We start from the raw sequence: 15,515 nt of genomic DNA, 5'->3' as shown, positions 1-15,515 counted from the left end.
GATTAGCGCGTTACTCACTGTTGTTTGGCGGGCTTGCTGGTATTGCTGCCAGACTTGGCGCTATTTTGCGCGCCTTTATCCTGCAACTGTGTTGGGACCAGGACGGTGGTGACTCGTTTACCTTTGTCGCTGAATGCTTCCATCTGCTGCTGCTGCACCAGATAAGTGATGCGATCACCTTTGACGTTGCTGTCCAACTGTTCCAGGTAAGCATCGCCGGTCAGGATGACCAGTTGCTTGTCCATCTCATAACGCATCTTTTGAGCGTGGCCTTTGACCGGTTTGCCGTTGTCCTGCATCTGATAGAACGTTGCCGGATTACCGTAACCTTCGATCACTTCATGACCTTGCTGGCCGTTAGGACGGGTGACTACTACCTTGTCAGCCTGCGCTTTTATCGAGCCTTGCGTCACGATAACGTGGCCGGTGAAGGTGACCACATTGCCTTGCATGTCCAGCGCCTGCTGGTCGGAAGTAATGTGAATGGGTTGATCGGTGTCTCCGGTTAACGCCAGTGCCGGAATGCTGACGGCAAAAAGCGAGCTGGCGATCAGGATGCTGTGTAAGACATTAATTTTTTGGTTGGATTTCATAATAGGATTTTACCTTATCGATCAACTCAGCGGTTTTGCTGCGCAGATTTCCACGCATTTTTAGTCCGTTAGAGGTAAAGTTGACACCATACAGGGTGACTTCGTCGTCCGACGTCACATCCTGCGTAACCAGATTAATCTGTGCATTATCCGTTTTAATCCGCTCTAGTTGTGAGTCGTTGGTCAGGCTATTGACCTCAACATGGCCGTATAGATACAACATGCGATCTTTCGTCAATTTGGCGCGATCAGCCCGTACCGACCAGGTTGCAATCGCCTGTTCATTGAACATGGTTGCTACCGGTTGCGTAAACCAGCTTACCTGCTCGGCGTTGTAGTGTTCCGCTTTTTCGGCCACCAGTTTGTAACTCAGTTTCCCGGTCGGGTCATACACCACGGTAATGTTTTGCTGCATGGTATAGGCCGGATCACTATTTTGCACTTCCGACGGCCCATTTCCCGCCCGCCGGGCGGTCAGATTTAACCCGATCAACACCAGCGCAATCAATGCTAACAACAGCGTCAACCAGCGTTTCGTTTTACTCATATCGACAGCCCTTTGGCGAAGTCCAGTTTACCTTGTGCCAGCAGAATAAGATCGCAAATCTCTCTCACCGCGCCACGACCGCCGCCAATGCGCGTGACATAGTGCGCTCTGGGTTGCAGCAACGGGTGAGCATCAGCTACGGCCACGCTTAGCCCGACTTCAGCCATCACCGGCCAGTCGATGAGGTCATCGCCAATATAGGCAACCTGGCTCGCAGTGAGCGACAGTGTATCCAGCAGTTCGCGGAAGGCTACAAGCTTATCGGACTGTCCCTGATACAGGTGGCGTATCCCTAATGTCTGGCAGCGATCGATGAGCAACTGCGATGAGCGGCCAGTGATAATCGCCACGTCGATATCCGATGTCAGCAGGCAGCGAATACCGTAGCCGTCGCGTACGTTGAAGGTTTTCAGCTCTTCACCCTGATTGCCCATATAGATCAGGCCATCAGAGAGTACGCCGTCAACATCGCAGATTAACAGACGGATATCACGGGCACGCTGCATGACCAGAGTATCGACAGGCCCGTAACAGGTATCGGTTTGCGGCCGGGTTTCACTCATTCACTCGTATCCTTGGTTTTTCATTCAGTGGCCAGTGGCGCGCGCACGTCAGGTTCATACCACACCCGCGCGCAGCATATCGTGCATGTGGACTATCCCCAGCAGACGATCATCTTCTGCTACCAGCAGCGAGGTGATGTGGCGGGATTGCATCAGATTCAGGGCGTCGACTGCCAGTATTTGCGGCGTCACCCGGATGCCGCCGCGCGTCATCACATCAGCGATGCCGGCGCTATTGAGGTCGATATTCATATCGAACACCCGGCGCAGGTCACCGTCGGTAAAGATGCCTTCGATACGGTCATCCGGGCCGCAAATGACCGTCATCCCCAGATTTTTGCGGGTAATCTCCAGCAGTGCGTCACGCAGCGATGCATCACGGTTGACGCGAGGGATCTCGTCGCCAGTGTGCATGATATCGTTGATTCGCAACAGCAGTTTGCGACCAAGTGCGCCGCCGGGGTGCGACAACGCGAAATCTTCGGCAGTAAAACCACGTGCCTGCAATAGTGCAACGGCCAATGCATCGCCCATCACCAATGTCGCGGTGGTGCTGGAGGTGGGCGCCAGACCAAGTGGGCAGGCTTCCTGTGACACGTGAACGCAAAGGTGGATATCCGCCGCTTTGGCCATAGTGCTTTCCGGGTTGCCGGTCACGCAGATCAGGCACACTTGCAGGCGTTTTAGCACCGGGATAAGCGCCAGGATTTCATGGGACTCGCCGGAGTTGGAAATGGCTATCACGATATCCTGTGCGGTAATCATGCCCAAATCGCCGTGGCTGGCTTCGCCGGGGTGGACAAAAAAAGCCGGCGTACCGGTGCTGGCGAAAGTAGCGGCCATCTTGCAGCCGATATGCCCCGACTTGCCCATGCCCATCACCACGACTTTGCCGTGGCAGTGAAACATTTTCTCGCAGGCGCGGGAGAAATTGTCGTCAATATATTGGTCCAACTGCGCGAGACTGTCGCGCTCGATAGACAGAACTTGCCGACCGGCGGCCTGGAAATCAAAACCAGGTTGTAACTCGAAATGTGACATGTAAAACATCCTGCGTTGCCATGCGCTGGCTATGAGAACAAGAACAGCACCGAAAGGTACGCGATAAACGCACACAACAGCAATGCGCCTGCGCCCTGACCGATGCGCCGTTTCTGGCGGAGACAAAGAATCGTCAGGAACGCGCTGACTCCAAGCATCACCCAGTAATCGCGTGAAAACGCGAGCGGGTTTACCGCGCCGGGGGACAAAAGGGCGGACACGCCCAGCACTATCACGATATTAAAGATATTGGAGCCAATCAGGTTGCCGAGTGCGATGTCGTCTTCCTTCTTCAGCGTACCGACTATCGCCGTTGCTAATTCCGGCAGACTGGTACCGACAGCCAACACTGTCAGCCCAATGGTCAGTTCGCTGATATTAAAGTAATTGGCGATAACCGTGGCGTTATCGATCACAATCCGCGATGACATCGGCAGAATAATCAAGCCTATCAGCAACCATAACAGCGCCACAGTCTGATTGTTCTCTCGCGGCAACTCTGCTATTCGTTCTTGGGTCAGGCTGTCATCGCCGCGGTTCTGGGCGGCGTGTGCCATGCGTAGCATCAGCACGATGCAGGCAATGGCCGTCAGCAATAGCAACACGCTATCCAGACGGCTTAGAAAGTTGTCGTGCAGCAGAACGCCGCACAGTAGCGTCACCACCAGCATGGGCGGCAGTTCCTGACGCAGTAGCGTGGAATGAAAAGTCAGTGGGCGGATCAGTACAGCACTGCCGAGGATCAGCAGGATATTGGCGATGTTTGAACCCAATACGTTGCCAACGGCCATGTCAGTTTGATGGTTGAGCGCGGCGGTTGCCGATACCATCAGTTCGGGCAGCGATGTCCCCATGCTTACGATCGTCATGCCGATAACCATCGGCGGTACGCCAAATGTGCGGGCCAGTACGGCAGCGCCGTACACCAGACGGTCGGCGCCATAAACCAGTAACACTAAACCAACAATTAACAGTACTGTCGCAAAAAGCATGAAGCGTCCTTTATTCAGGTATAATCACCGGTTTATTGGCGAACAAACCAGTATTTCTGGACGAATAATAAGCAAAACCGCCATTTTTTCTCGTTAGCGCTAATTCTGACTGCGCAAGGCGAAAAAGTAAAACCAATGGCAATTTTGGTCACGAACCAGTGTGCTGATTCTGTAACAGTGGAGCGCCAGCGTAGCACCCCAAAACAGGATTATCGGGGCAGTGCGGTGCAAAAATGTGAAAACAGGCGGTCGCAAACGGCGGTCGTTGAGGAAAGAAACCATGAACCACGAAAATCTGGTAGAAATTCGCGGGCTCAGCTTCCGGCGGGGCGACAGGCCGATTTTTTCGGATGTCTCGCTGAATGTGCCAAAGCAAAAAATCACGGCCATCATGGGGCCGTCCGGCATCGGTAAAACCACGCTGCTGCGGTTAATTGGTGGGCAATTGCAACCGGACAGCGGCGAAATCTGGTTCGACGGGGAAAATATTCCGACGCTTTCCCGTTCCCGTTTGTATGAGACTCGTAAGAAGATGAGCATGTTGTTTCAGTCCGGGGCGTTGTTTACCGACCTGAACGTGTTCGACAATGTTGCCTGGCCGCTACGCGAACATACGCAACTACCGGAACCCTTGCTGCACAGCACGGTGATGATGAAGCTGGAAGCCGTTGGGTTGCGCGGGGCGGCGGAGCTGATGCCGTCTGAGCTTTCGGGCGGCATGGCGCGGCGTGTGGCGCTGGCGCGCGCCATTGCGCTTGATCCGCAACTGATCATGTTCGATGAGCCGTTCGTTGGTCAGGACCCGATCACCATGGGAGTGCTGGTGAAGTTGATTGACGAGTTGAACCAGGCGCTCGGCGTGACCTGCATCGTGGTGTCTCACGATGTGCCGGAAGTGCTGAGTATTGCCGATCATGCTTATATCATTGCCGATCAGCGTGTGGTGGCGGAGGGATCGCCGACTGAATTGCAGCACAATAGCGATCCGCGCGTGAGGCAATTTCTTGATGGCATTGCCGACGGCCCGGTGCCGTTCCGCTATCCGGCGGAAGATTATCAGCGTGGGTTGTTAGGCTTGGGGAGTAAGTAATACATGCTAGTACAGGCATTAGCGTCGCTGGGACGTGTTGGCATTCAGGTGTGTGCCGCTTTCGGGCGGGCCGGGCTGATGTTGTTCAATGCGCTGGTGGGCAAACCGGAACCGGCCAGGCAGTGGCCGCTACTGCGCAAACAGCTCTATAGCGTGGGCGTGCAATCATTGCTGATCATTATGGTATCCGGCATGTTTATCGGCATGGTGTTGGGTTTACAGGGGTATCTGGTCCTGACTACCTACAGCGCGGAAGCCAGTTTGGGCATGATGGTAGCGCTGTCATTGCTGCGTGAACTGGGACCGGTGGTGACGGCGCTGCTGTTCGCCGGGCGTGCCGGTTCTGCCCTGACGGCGGAAATCGGCCTGATGAAGGCGACCGAGCAGTTATCCAGCATGGAGATGATGGCGGTGGACCCGTTGCGCCGTGTAGTGGCGCCGCGTTTCTGGGCTGGGGTGATTTCCATGCCGCTGTTGGCAGTGATTTTTGTCGCTGTCGGCATCTGGGGTGGAGCGCTGGTTGGTGTGGACTGGAAAGGTATCGACAGCGGCTTTTTCTGGTCGGCAATGCAAAACGCGGTGGAGTGGCAGAAAGACCTGCTTAATTGTGTTCTCAAGAGCCTGGTGTTTGCCATTACCGTCACCTGGATTGCTCTGTTCAATGGTTATGACGCGATTCCGACGTCAGAAGGCATCAGCCGCGCGACGACCCGCACAGTGGTGCACTCGTCGTTGGCGGTACTGGGATTGGATTTTGTGCTGACAGCACTGATGTTTGGGAAATGAGTCGATGCAAACAAAGAAACATGAAATAGGGGTTGGCGTGTTCATGCTGATCGCGCTGTGCGCCATAGTCTTTTTATGCCTGAAGGTGGCGGACCTGAAATCACTGGGGCCACAGCAAACCTACCGTTTGTACGCAACCTTCGACAATATTGGCGGCCTCAAGGTGCGTTCGCCGGTGAAAATCGGTGGGGTGGTGATTGGTCGGGTGAAGGATATTTCGCTGGATACCAAGACATATCTGCCGCGGGTAGCGATGGATATTGATCAGCGTTACGACCAGATTCCGGATACCAGTTCGCTGGCGATTCGTACCTCTGGTCTGCTGGGAGAACAGTATCTGGCGCTGAATATCGGGTTTGAAGACGAGGATATGGGAACCTCGATTTTGAAAGACGGTGGGACGATTCAGGATACCAAGTCAGCGATGGTACTGGAGGACCTTATCGGTCAATTCCTATATAAGAGCGGCGGCAGCAATACTGACAATGCCAACCAGAATAAGGCAGACCCAAATACGGTTAACCCCGATGCGGCTAGCCCAGATAATACGAATCAGAGCCATGCCAAACCGGCAGAAGCCAAACCTGCGGATAAAAGCGGTGAGGCGGTAAAACCTGAATCTGGTAATAAACCGGCCCAACAGCCTTAAGAGGACACAGCATGTTAAAACGTTTATTGATGGTGGCACTGTTGGTGGTGGCCCCGTTTGTCAGTGCGGCTGACCAGACGAACCCTTATAGCCTGATGCATGATGCGGCGCAGAAGACCTTTGATCGTCTCAAAAATGAACAGCCGCGTATTAAACAGGACCCTAACTACCTGCGTACTGTGGTACGCGAGGAACTGTTGCCTTATGTGCAGATAAAATACGCCGGTGCGTTGGTGCTGGGTCAGTATTATAAGGATGCCACACCGGATCAGCGCGAGGCTTACTTCAAGGCGTTTGGGGCATATCTGGAGCAGGCGTACGGTCAGGCGTTGGCGTCTTATCATGGTCAGACTTACGAGATTGCGCCAGAGCAACCGGTGGGTAATGCCGAGATTGTTTCCATCCGCGTGACTATTATTGATAACGGTGGTCGCCCGCCGATTCGCCTGGATTTTCAGTGGCGTAAGAACACCAAAACCGGTTACTGGCAGGCTTACGACATGATCGCCGAAGGGGTGAGCATGATTACCACCAAACAGAACGAATGGGCGTCCACGCTGCGCCAGAATGGGGTGGATGGGCTGACTAAACAGTTACAGGCGGCGGCTCAGCAGCCGATTACGCTGGATCAGAAAAATGGCTGATGCACTGCGGTGGCGGCAGGCAAACGACACCCTGCATCTGGAAGGCAGCCTGGATCGTGATACGTTACTGCCACTATGGCAGCAGCGTGACGCACTGCTGGCTGCCAGCCGAGTGCTGAATGTGGAACAGGTTGAAAGGGTGGATTCCGCGGGTCTTGCTCTGTTGGTGCACTTTTATCACCAGCAGGAACAGAACGGATCGTCGCTGGCGATTGTTGGTGCCAGTGATAAGCTCCGTACGCTGATCCAGTTGTATAACCTGAATGAAATTATTCCTATCCGCTTAGTGGTCTGATCGTTGTGTTTTTATGATTAAGCTTCCCCCTTGTCGCATTGCGCAAGGGGGATTTCTTTTGTTTAAGATGGCGGCAGATTCATCTAAGATACCACCCTGTTTATCATCCCCCCTGACGTAGAATCGAGATCAATGGAAAACGACGAAATTAAAGACGTGCTGATGAAGGCGTTGGCGCTTGCGGAAGTGCATGTTTCCGGTGACGGCAGCCACTTTCAGGTCATTGTGATAGGTGAGTTGTTCAAGGGTATGAGCCGCGTAAAACAGCAACAGGCGGTCTATGCGCCTCTGATGGAATATATCGCGGATAATCGCATTCATGCGTTGTCGATCAAGGCTTATACCCCTGAAGAGTGGCAGCGCGACCGTAAATTGAGCGGTCTGTAAGTCAGTGGCCGCCAGGCCGTGCTATTGAATCTGAATATTGAGAAATCGTCACTATGGATAAATTTCGTGTGCAGGGGCCAACCCGGCTCGCTGGTGAAGTTACTATTTCTGGCGCTAAAAATGCCGCCCTGCCTATCCTGTTTGCTGCCTTGCTGGCTGAAGAGCCGGTAGAAATCCAGAATGTTCCCAAACTGCGTGATATCGATACCACCATGAAGTTGCTGAGCCAACTGGGGGCGCGCGTTGAGCGTAACGGTTCCGTTCATGTTGATGCCAGCACGGTCAATGTGTTCTGTGCCCCTTATGAGTTGGTGAAAACCATGCGTGCGTCTATCTGGGCGTTGGGTCCTCTGGTGGCGCGCTTTGGTCAGGGGCAGGTGTCGTTGCCGGGAGGTTGTGCCATCGGCGCTCGTCCGGTTGATTTGCACATTAATGGCCTGGAACAGTTGGGAGCGAGTATCACGCTGGAAGAAGGGTATGTGAAGGCTTCGGTCGATGGTCGGTTGAAAGGCGCACATATCGTGATGGATAAAGTCAGTGTCGGCGCGACGGTCACTATCATGAGCGCTGCAACATTGGCGGTAGGCAAAACCATCATTGAGAATGCGGCGCGCGAGCCGGAAATTGTCGATACCGCGAATTTCCTCAATACCCTGGGCGCCAGAATCAGCGGCGCTGGCAGTGACAAAATCGTCATCGAAGGGGTGGAACGTCTGGGCGGCGGGGTGTATCGCGTGCTGCCGGATCGCATTGAAACCGGGACTTTCCTGGTGGCGGCTGCGGTATCTGGTGGTAAGGTGCTGTGCCGTCACACCCGTCCGGATACGCTGGACGCCGTGTTGTCCAAACTACGTGAAGCGGGCGCTGATATCGAAACCGGTGAAGACTGGATCAGCCTGGATATGCATGGCTGCCGGCCTAAAGCAGTCAATGTGCGTACTGCTCCGCATCCAGGATTCCCAACCGATATGCAGGCGCAGTTCAGTCTGCTGAATCTGGTAGCGGAAGGTACTGGCGTTATCACGGAAACCATTTTCGAAAACCGCTTCATGCATATCCCTGAACTGATTCGCATGGGAGCGCAGGCGGAAATCGAGAGTAACACGGTGATTTGCCATGGCGTCGAGCGCTTGTCTGGCGCACAGGTAATGGCAACCGACCTGCGTGCGTCGGCCAGTCTGGTACTGGCGGGGTGTATTGCGCAAGGCACTACGCTAGTGGATCGTATTTATCATATTGATCGCGGCTACGAGCGCATTGAAGACAAGTTGCGTGCGTTGGGTGCCAACATTGAACGGGTAAGTGCTAACGACTAACCGTTACCGCCGGGTGAGCTACTGCATCACCCGGCGTTACTGCCGGCACGGCTTAGTCGCTGGTAGGGTATCCCTGGATGGTCATATTGAGCTTTATTTCCTGATTATCACGTAAAATGACCACGGGAATGACGGAACCGGGCCGAATCTCTGCTACCTGATCCATGGTTTCTATCACCGAACGTGCTGGCTTGTTATTCACTTCCAGCAGCAAATCGCCCTTCTTAATACCTGCTTTATCTGCCGGGCCGCCGGAATCGACCTCGCTGACGACGATACCCTGCAACCGTTCCAGACCGGTGACCTGATTGCCCAGCCGCTCACGCTGTGCGCCACGGATGCCGAAATAACCACGAATCACCCGTCCATCGCGGATCAATTTGTTCATGATTTTGGTCGCCAGTGCAACGGGAATAGCAAAACCAATGCCTTCCGGCGTGCCGCCATCATCACTTTTATCAAATGACAAGGTATTGATGCCAACCAGTTCACCGAGTGTGTTGACCAGCGCTCCGCCGGAGTTGCCGTGGTTGATTGAAGCATCGGTCTGCAGGAAATTCTGCCGACCAGAGGCGCTGAGTCCTACCCGACCAGTAGCGCTGATGATCCCTTGGGTCACCGTCTGGCCGAGATTGTAGGGATTGCCGATAGCCATCACGACGTCGCCGACATGGAACACCCGTTTCGGGTTGATGGGGATCGCCGGTAGATTAGTGCCTTCGATTTTCAGTACAGCCAGATCGGTCAGGCTGTCTGAACCCACTAATAGCGCTTCAAAGATACGACCATCCTGTAATGTGACCACAATTTGTTCGGCATTGCTGATCACATGCTTGTTGGTCAGGATGTACCCTTTGTTGTTCATGATTACGCCGGAACCCAGGGTGCGAATGTTCAGCTCGTTTTTGGTCGCTGGATCGTTGCCCTGATTGTATACGTTCACCACAGCTGGCGCGGCGCGGCGTACTCCCTGGTAATAACTGACCGGGGTTTCCTGACTGCTGTCGCTGTCGGATTTGAACCATCCCTGGCTGGAACGCAGTGCCGGAATGGCCAGCAACAGAATACCGGCCACGATGACACCGAACAGCGTCGAACGTAACAGTTTGGTTAGCATGAGCGTTTTGGGTGTAAAAGAAGGTTTAATCGCAGAATATCAGAGAAGAATGGACGCCGCATCGCGCGGCGTCCACTTTTTCATGGCTTAACGCAGCAGCAGATAGATAGTTTCATCCCCACGCACAATATTCAGGGCCAGCACCGAGGGTTTGGCTTCCAGAATTTTGCGCAACTGAGTGATGTTTTCCACGCGCTCACGATTCACGCCGACGATAATATCGCCTTTCTGCAGGCCAACCTTAGCGGCAGCACTGTCTTTGGCCACGTTATCAATCGCCACGCCTTTGCTGCCGTCTTTAAGCTGTCCGTTGTTGAGGGTCGCGCCCTGCAACGCCGGAGACAGCGTGTCGGCATTAGTGGTGACGTTGGTGCTGTTATCCAGTACCACGGCCACTTCCTGTTGCTTGCCTTCGCGCAGCAGGCCGATGCGGACGGTTTTACCCGGCGCGGTCGTGCCAATTTTGGCTCGCAGTTCGGCAAAGCTGCTGATGGGTTTACCATCCAGCGATATCAGCACATCGCCCGCTTTAATACCCGCCTTGGCCGCGGCAGATTTCGGAATGACCTCGCTGACGAAAGCACCGCGCTGGGCATCCACTTTGAACGCTTTGGCTATCTCGGAGGTCATCTCGCTGCCCTTGATACCCAACAGGCCGCGTTTTACCTCGCCGAATTCCACCAACTGTTGTGCCAGATTCTGCGCCATATTGCTCGGAATGGCGAAACCGATACCCACGTTGCCACCGCTTGGCGCCAGAATCGCGGTGTTAATGCCAATCAGCTCGCCCCGTAGGTTGACCAGTGCTCCGCCGGAGTTACCGCGGTTAATGGAAGCATCGGTCTGGATAAAGTTTTCCAGCCCTTCAAGATTCAGGCCGCTGCGGCCCAGCGCGGAAATAATACCGGAGGTTGCGGTCTGACCGAGTCCAAATGGGTTGCCGACGGCAACGGCGAAGTCGCCGACGCGTAACTGATCAGAGTCCGCCATTTTAATTTCGGTGAGATTCTTGGCGTCATTCAACTGCAACAGTGCGATATCGGTTTGTTCATCGCGGCCTATCAGTTTGGCGTCATATTCACGACCATCATTCAACTGCACCTGAATTTTATCTGCGTTGTTGACGACGTGATTGTTGGTTAACACATAGCCTTTTTCGGCATTGATAATGACGCCTGAACCTAATCCTTCAAACGGACGCGCATTTTGTTTTTCGGACGGGGTATTGGGGCCAAAGAAGAATTTGAACTCTTCCGGGATACGCTGGCGCTGTACCTGTGTACCTTCCACGTGAACGCTCACGACGGCAGGCAGCACTTTTTCCAGCATCGGCGCCAAACTGGGCAGAGCCTGACCTTCTACAACGGCAGGCAACGCGGCGTTGGCCGGGGGCAATGAAGACAACGACAGTCCAATACCGAGTGCCAGTGCGCTATATAACAACGATGTTTTTTTCATTGATTGTTAACTCTCTCACGACCTGCCTATGAATAAAACGATGATATATAAACTTAAACTTGCGGTGAATACTCAGACACAGTGCGGTGTGTAAAGTTCGCTGATATTTCGTCAGCAGAATGTAACAACCGTTGCTACGGGAAGGTAGGCATGGCCTATCACAGAACACACCCTGACGACAAATTGCGTGTCGTCAGGGTGAATAAGAACGGCAAGGTCAGCAAAGCTAGCGGTCACTTGCCTGTTGGTCGTGCGCCACGAAGCAGGCCAGATGCGCTGCCTGAGTAGTCGCGCGGCGGCATATCTACCGGGGCTTGGTCGTTGTCCGATTCGGCCTCGGTCAGGCGATAGCGGAACGGGTTGTCCTGCATCGGAACATCCGGCAGCAGGTTGTTGGAGCTTTTCGCCATATGTTGGTAAAGCTGACGGTAATCGCGTGCCATATTGTCGAGCAGTTCTGCGCTGTGGGCAAAATGGCTGACCAATTCCTGACGATATTCTTCCAGTTCGGTTTTGTTTTTCTCCAGTTCGTTTTGCAGTACCTGCTGCTGGCGCAATTTACGGTTGCCAAACCGCATCACGACAGCGCCAATGATGACACCGATAACAAATCCAATCAGCGCAGACTCCCAGGTCATAAAACGACTCCTATTTTGACTTCGTTGTCCCGTAGGGTTTTTTCACTTAATAATAGCCACTATAACCGCTAACCTCGCCGGAGTGGAGTCCTTGTAGATCTGGTCTGATCGGGTATGTGGTCACCGCGAAGCGCTAACGCTCACGATCACGGGCTGAACCGGCGTTAACGCACGATAAAATATAACGAAATTTTTCTCAGGGATTTTGTGCTATGCAGAGAACAACCCCTTTGGCACTTTACCAGCAGGCTTTGATGGCCCAGACCTATCAACCCGATGAGGTGCAGCATCAAACTGTAGTCCGCCTAAACGCCATTCATCAAACGCTGACGGAACAGGTATGGGGACAAACGGAAAACCGCGCGCCGGGACTGATGTCGAAATGGCGCAATTGGCTGGGAAATAAGGGAAAACCACCATCGCCGGTGCAAGGGCTGTATATGTGGGGCGGAGTGGGGCGAGGTAAAACCTGGCTGATGGATCTGTTTTTCCACAGTTTGCCCTCGGAGCGCAAACTCCGGCTGCACTTCCACCGATTTATGCTACGGGTGCATGAAGAGCTGAACCAGCTACAAGGGCAGGAAAACCCACTGGAAAAGGTGGCGGATGGCTTTAAGGCTCAGACCGATATTTTGTGTTTCGATGAATTCTTCGTGTCTGATATTACCGACGCCATGTTGCTGGCGGAACTGTTGCGAGCATTGTTCTCGCGGGGGATTGCGCTGGTAGCGACGTCTAACATTCCGCCAGACGAGTTGTATCGCAATGGGTTGCAGCGCGCGCGTTTCCTGCCTGCCATTGATTTGATCAAGCGCTACTGCGATGTGCTCAATGTGGATGCAGGCATTGATTACCGGCTACGTACCCTGACTCAGGCACACTTGTACCTTACCCCAATCAATGCGGATACCGATGCTCAGATGCAGGCAATGTTTCGTCGCCTGTCCGGGCGTGATGTCAGTCAGCCAGGCCCGGTGCTGGAGATTAATCATCGCCCGTTGGCAACACTGAGCGCGGGGGATGGTGTGCTGGCGGTAGATTTTGCCACGTTGTGTCTTGATGCGCGCAGTCAGAACGATTACATCGCATTATCGCGGTTGTACCACACGGTGTTATTGCACCATGTGCCGGTGATGGAAGCTAAAGATGAAAATGCTGCCCGTCGTTTTCTGGCGCTGGTGGACGAGTTCTATGAACGCCGGGTGAAGCTGATTATGTCTGCACAGGCACCGATGTTTGACATTTATCAGGGCGAACACCTGAAATTTGAATATCAGCGCTGTCTGTCGCGTTTACAGGAGATGCAAAGCGAAGAGTACTTGCGCCAGCCGCATTTGCCGTAATGGTTTCCTGCAACCGGCGACGTAGGCGGGCAGGAAATTGTTAGAGAAAAAAGTCGATCTTTGAAATCGACTTCTCTATAATCTTGCGACCCCACGTTACAACAAAGTTTTTTCCCGAAACTTTAATCGCGCTGGCAATAGCTATTCGAAGGGGTAGGTTTGCTGGACTAGATAGCCGTGTGAACCTCAACACTATTTATTTAAGCGTTTGGGTGTTCACCAACGTGTAACTTAAATTGGGTAAGCTTTTAATGAAAACTTTTACAGCTAAACCAGAAACCGTAAAACGCGACTGGTACGTTGTTGACGCGAGCGGCAAAACTCTTGGCCGTCTGGCTACTGAACTGGCTCGTCGTCTGCGCGGTAAGCACAAAGCGGAATACACTCCGCACGTTGATACCGGTGACTACATCATCGTTCTGAACGCAGAAAAAGTTGCTGTAACCGGCAACAAACGTTCTGACAAAATGTACTACCATCACACCGGCCACATCGGTGGTATCAAAGAAGCGACCTTTGAAGAGATGATTGCCCGCCGTCCTGAGCGCGTAATTGAAATCGCGGTTAAAGGCATGCTGCCGAAGGGCCCGCTGGGTCGTGCTATGTACCGTAAACTGAAAGTTTACGCGGGTAACGAGCACAATCACGCGGCACAGCAACCGCAAGTTCTGGACATTTAATCGGGATTACAGGCAATGGCTGAAAATCAATACTACGGCACTGGTCGCCGCAAAAGCTCCGCCGCTCGCGTATTTATCAAACCGGGCAGTGGCAATATCGTCATCAACCAGCGTACTCTGGAGCAGTACTTTGGCCGTGAAACCGCGCGCATGGTCGTTCGCCAGCCGCTGGAACTGGTCGATATGGTTGGTAAATTGGATCTGTACATCACCGTTAAAGGTGGTGGTATTTCTGGTCAGGCCGGTGCTATCCGTCACGGTATCACCCGCGCTCTGATGGAATACGACGAATCTCTGCGTTCTGAACTGCGTAAAGCTGGCTTCGTTACCCGTGACGCTCGTCAGGTTGAACGTAAAAAAGTGGGTCTGCGCAAAGCACGTCGTCGTCCGCAGTACTCCAAACGTTAATTTCTGGCTGCCTGGCAGCGAAATCAACGCAGAAAAACCCGGTGTTTATCACCGGGTTTTTTTTCGCTCAGCGTTATTCATGGAAAAAATCTGCTTTGATTACTGTGGGTTAACTATGAAAACACGCTTATCCCCCCACAAAACAAACAGAATCTGATAAACTATTGCCCGGTTTTGTGCCTTTCGCCAGCAAGTGATTTTAACAGAACGACGGATGTCGTCCGCTTTCTCCCCCTTGGGGAAGCCTAAACGCGGCAAGGCCAGCAGGATCATATTCTCGATCGGTTGTTCGCCGTATTTTTTCGATAACTTGGAGGTTTTCATGGCTGTCGCTGCCAACAAACGTTCGGTGATGACGCTGTTTTCTGGTCCGTCCGACATTTTTAGCCATCAGGTCCGTATCGTACTGGCCGAAAAAGGGGTGAGTGTCGAGATTGAGCAGGTGGACATGGATAATCTGCCGCAGGATCTTATCGACCTCAATCCTTACGGTTCTGTGCCGACATTGGTTGACCGTGAGCTGACGTTGTATGAATCACGTATCATCATGGAATATCTTGATGAGCGCTTCCCGCACCCGCCGTTGATGCCGGTTTATCCGGTGGCGCGTGGTAATAGCCGTTTGATGATGCACCGCATCGAACAGGATTGGTATTCGTTGATGAAAACTATCCTGAATGGTAATGCATCGGATGCGGAAGCTGCGCGTAAGCAACTGCGCGAAGAGTTGCTGGCGCTTGCCCCGGTGTTCAACGAAGCGCCTTATTTCATGAGTGAAGAATTTAGCCTGGTGGATTGTTACCTGGCTCCGTTGCTGTGGCGTCTGCCGGTGCTGGGTATCGAACTGAGCGGTTCTGGAGCGAAGGAACTGAAAGGTTATATGACTCGCGTGTTTGAGCGTGATGCCTTTCTCGCTTCACTGACTGAAGCCGAGCGTGAAATCCGGTTGCAGTCCAGAGGGTAATGGC

20 protein-coding genes are annotated in these 15,515 nt (G+C 53.3%); 11 read left to right on the top strand and 9 right to left on the bottom strand.

The features are described from left to right. Positions 1–14 precede the first annotated feature (14 nt). The 5 genes from lptA to Dpoa569_RS18200 are packed head-to-tail and all read right to left on the bottom strand — an operon-like array spanning position 15 to position 3,736. Positions 15–593, bottom strand: a complete 579-nt coding sequence (lptA, locus tag Dpoa569_RS18220; RefSeq protein ID WP_042867945.1) for a lipopolysaccharide ABC transporter substrate-binding protein LptA — start codon at positions 591–593, stop codon at positions 15–17. Then, on the bottom strand, positions 571–1,140 hold the full coding sequence (lptC, locus tag Dpoa569_RS18215; protein WP_042867947.1) for an LPS export ABC transporter periplasmic protein LptC: 570 nt from the start codon (positions 1,138–1,140) through the stop codon (positions 571–573). The genes lptA and lptC overlap by 23 nt, the downstream gene beginning before the upstream one ends. Beyond that, complete coding sequence (gene kdsC, locus Dpoa569_RS18210; RefSeq protein ID WP_042867950.1) at positions 1,137–1,703, bottom strand: 3-deoxy-manno-octulosonate-8-phosphatase KdsC; 567 nt, start codon at positions 1,701–1,703, stop codon at positions 1,137–1,139. Before kdsC ends, lptC begins: the two co-directional genes overlap by 4 nt. A gap of 54 nt (positions 1,704–1,757) precedes the next feature. Continuing rightward, the gene (kdsD, locus tag Dpoa569_RS18205) at positions 1,758–2,744 is read right to left on the bottom strand and encodes an arabinose-5-phosphate isomerase KdsD (RefSeq protein ID WP_042867952.1); all 987 of its coding nucleotides are present in this window, start codon (positions 2,742–2,744) and stop codon (positions 1,758–1,760) included. A 29-nt stretch (positions 2,745–2,773) separates the two neighbouring features. Then, positions 2,774–3,736 carry a calcium/sodium antiporter gene (locus Dpoa569_RS18200; RefSeq protein ID WP_042867954.1) on the bottom strand — a complete coding sequence of 321 codons (963 nt, stop codon included), beginning with the start codon at positions 3,734–3,736 and terminating at the stop codon, positions 2,774–2,776. A gap of 280 nt (positions 3,737–4,016) precedes the next feature. Here Dpoa569_RS18200 and mlaF point away from each other — a divergent pair, with 280 nt between their 5' ends. The 7 genes from mlaF (at position 4,017) to murA (ending at position 8,903) form a co-directional block, all read left to right on the top strand. Next, a complete protein-coding gene (gene mlaF / locus Dpoa569_RS18195) occupies positions 4,017–4,826 on the top strand; it encodes a phospholipid ABC transporter ATP-binding protein MlaF (protein ID WP_042867956.1) in 810 nt (269 codons plus the stop codon). A gap of 3 nt (positions 4,827–4,829) precedes the next feature. After that, on the top strand, positions 4,830–5,612 hold the full coding sequence (gene mlaE / locus Dpoa569_RS18190; RefSeq protein WP_042867957.1) for a lipid asymmetry maintenance ABC transporter permease subunit MlaE: 783 nt from the start codon (positions 4,830–4,832) through the stop codon (positions 5,610–5,612). A 4-nt stretch (positions 5,613–5,616) separates the two neighbouring features. Next, entirely contained in the window at positions 5,617–6,261 is a 645-nt protein-coding gene (gene mlaD, locus Dpoa569_RS18185; protein ID WP_042867959.1) for an outer membrane lipid asymmetry maintenance protein MlaD, read from the top strand. A gap of 11 nt (positions 6,262–6,272) precedes the next feature. Next, positions 6,273–6,905 (top strand): phospholipid-binding protein MlaC, encoded by a 633-nt coding sequence (mlaC, locus tag Dpoa569_RS18180; RefSeq protein WP_042867961.1) that lies wholly within the window; start codon positions 6,273–6,275, stop codon positions 6,903–6,905. Then, positions 6,898–7,200, top strand: coding sequence for a lipid asymmetry maintenance protein MlaB (mlaB, locus tag Dpoa569_RS18175; protein WP_042867964.1), 303 nt, complete (start codon positions 6,898–6,900; stop codon positions 7,198–7,200). The genes mlaC and mlaB overlap by 8 nt, the downstream gene beginning before the upstream one ends. A gap of 132 nt (positions 7,201–7,332) precedes the next feature. Beyond that, positions 7,333–7,587, top strand: a complete 255-nt coding sequence (ibaG, locus tag Dpoa569_RS18170; protein WP_042867966.1) for a BolA family iron metabolism protein IbaG — start codon at positions 7,333–7,335, stop codon at positions 7,585–7,587. Between the two features lie 53 nt (positions 7,588–7,640). Continuing rightward, on the top strand, positions 7,641–8,903 hold the full coding sequence (murA, locus tag Dpoa569_RS18165) for a UDP-N-acetylglucosamine 1-carboxyvinyltransferase (RefSeq protein ID WP_042867968.1): 1,263 nt from the start codon (positions 7,641–7,643) through the stop codon (positions 8,901–8,903). A gap of 52 nt (positions 8,904–8,955) precedes the next feature. Here the strand turns inward: murA and degS are convergent, their stop codons facing one another. The 3 genes from degS to zapG all read right to left on the bottom strand — a co-directional run bounded on the left by degS (position 8,956) and on the right by zapG (position 12,116). Next, positions 8,956–10,020, bottom strand: coding sequence for an outer membrane-stress sensor serine endopeptidase DegS (degS, locus tag Dpoa569_RS18160; protein WP_042867970.1), 1,065 nt, complete (start codon positions 10,018–10,020; stop codon positions 8,956–8,958). An 87-nt stretch (positions 10,021–10,107) separates the two neighbouring features. Further along, entirely contained in the window at positions 10,108–11,478 is a 1,371-nt protein-coding gene (gene degQ / locus Dpoa569_RS18155; RefSeq protein ID WP_042867972.1) for a serine endoprotease DegQ, read from the bottom strand. A gap of 233 nt (positions 11,479–11,711) precedes the next feature. Beyond that, on the bottom strand, positions 11,712–12,116 hold the full coding sequence (gene zapG / locus Dpoa569_RS18150; RefSeq protein ID WP_042867974.1) for a Z-ring associated protein ZapG: 405 nt from the start codon (positions 12,114–12,116) through the stop codon (positions 11,712–11,714). A 212-nt stretch (positions 12,117–12,328) separates the two neighbouring features. On the opposite strand from zapG, the gene zapE reads away from it, so the two are divergent. The 3 genes from zapE to rpsI all read left to right on the top strand — a co-directional run bounded on the left by zapE (position 12,329) and on the right by rpsI (position 14,547). Then, positions 12,329–13,459 carry a cell division protein ZapE gene (gene zapE, locus Dpoa569_RS18145; protein ID WP_042867976.1) on the top strand — a complete coding sequence of 377 codons (1,131 nt, stop codon included), beginning with the start codon at positions 12,329–12,331 and terminating at the stop codon, positions 13,457–13,459. A 251-nt stretch (positions 13,460–13,710) separates the two neighbouring features. Continuing rightward, complete coding sequence (gene rplM / locus Dpoa569_RS18140; protein ID WP_012883052.1) at positions 13,711–14,139, top strand: 50S ribosomal protein L13; 429 nt, start codon at positions 13,711–13,713, stop codon at positions 14,137–14,139. A gap of 15 nt (positions 14,140–14,154) precedes the next feature. Next, positions 14,155–14,547, top strand: a complete 393-nt coding sequence (gene rpsI, locus Dpoa569_RS18135; RefSeq protein ID WP_012883053.1) for a 30S ribosomal protein S9 — start codon at positions 14,155–14,157, stop codon at positions 14,545–14,547. 99 nt (positions 14,548–14,646) lie between these two features. Here the strand turns inward: rpsI and Dpoa569_RS18130 are convergent, their stop codons facing one another. Further along, entirely contained in the window at positions 14,647–14,871 is a 225-nt protein-coding gene (locus tag Dpoa569_RS18130; RefSeq protein WP_146411632.1) for a hypothetical protein, read from the bottom strand. Between Dpoa569_RS18130 and sspA the strand changes: the two genes are divergently transcribed. Beyond that, complete coding sequence (sspA, locus tag Dpoa569_RS18125) at positions 14,870–15,511, top strand: stringent starvation protein SspA (RefSeq protein ID WP_042867980.1); 642 nt, start codon at positions 14,870–14,872, stop codon at positions 15,509–15,511. The two genes, Dpoa569_RS18130 and sspA, sit on opposite strands and share 2 nt — an antisense overlap. Positions 15,512–15,515: the final 4 nt, after the last annotated feature.

The sequence above is a fragment of the Dickeya poaceiphila genome, assembly GCF_007858975.2.
Lineage (GTDB): Bacteria > Pseudomonadota > Gammaproteobacteria > Enterobacterales > Enterobacteriaceae > Dickeya > Dickeya poaceiphila.
Note: the sequence above shows the minus strand (reverse complement) of the source record. Positions and strands in the feature narration are given on the sequence as shown.